Annotated in this window: 2 pseudogenes; both read left to right on the forward strand. The window is 38.7% G+C overall.

From position 1 onward, the window contains the following. Positions 1 to 200: 200 nt before the first annotated feature. Positions 201 to 411: pseudogene (locus A9G41_RS08110) on the forward strand (transposase); the annotation flags it as partial. A 112-nt stretch (positions 412 to 523) separates the two neighbouring features. After that, positions 524 to 742: pseudogene (locus A9G41_RS15065) on the forward strand (IS3 family transposase); the annotation flags it as partial. Positions 743 to 919 lie beyond the last annotated feature (177 nt).

Here is a 919-nt window from a genome sequence, read left to right on the forward strand (position 1 = left end):
AAACATTAATATATAAAACTACCAGCAGGGAAGGTTATCGTCATTATCATTCTGATGCAACAACCTGCAAAATCTGTCCGTTATTGTCACAGTGTACACAGAGTAAAAATACACAGAAAGTCATCATGTAACTATCCCCTAAAATAGTACAGCCAAAAAGTAGAAAATTCTCTATGATAAAAGTAAAAGAGGATTTAATTATGAAAAAAATGACTGAACATCAAATCGTCGCTATTTTAAAAGAAGCTGAAGCAGGTATTCCTGTCAAGGAACTCTGTCGCAAATATGGCATGGGTAATTCAACTTTCTATAAGTGGCGAGAAAAATACGGCGGTATGGAAACGTCGGATATTAAACGCTTAAAGGAGCTGGAGGCTGAAAACTGCAAGCTTAAGCAGATGTTTGCCGAACTGAGCTTAAAATCCCAGCTTCAGGAAGAAATCATAAAAAAGCTTTAGTGCCAACAGGGGCACGTAAAACGTGGGCACAGCAACTACAACAAAATCATTCAGTTACTATTGCTATGAGTTGTGCCATTGTTGGTTTAAGCCGTTGTGCTTACTATTATCAAGCTAAGTTACAGGATGATTCGGTGATTGTTTCGGTGTTGAATGCTATCACAGACCGGCATTTACGCTGGGGCTTTCCTAAATGTTTTAATCGTATCAGAAAGCTCGGCTATCAATGGAATCATAAACGGGTATATCGGGTGTATTGTGAATTAAAGCTTAATCTCAGGGTAAAGCGTAAAAAACGCATTCCTCCACGATGCCCGGAAAGGTTATTAGCCCCCAATAAACAAGGTGAATGTTGGTCAATGGATTTTATGAGTGACAGTAGTCGTAATCAACGTCGCTTTAGGACATTCAATGTCATCGATGACTTTAATCGTGAGGCATTAGGTATTGATATTGGTGTG

Origin of the sequence: Gilliamella sp. Nev5-1, assembly GCF_001690895.1 — a bacterium.
In the GTDB taxonomy this organism is placed as follows: Bacteria; Pseudomonadota; Gammaproteobacteria; order Enterobacterales; family Orbaceae; genus Gilliamella; species Gilliamella apicola_C.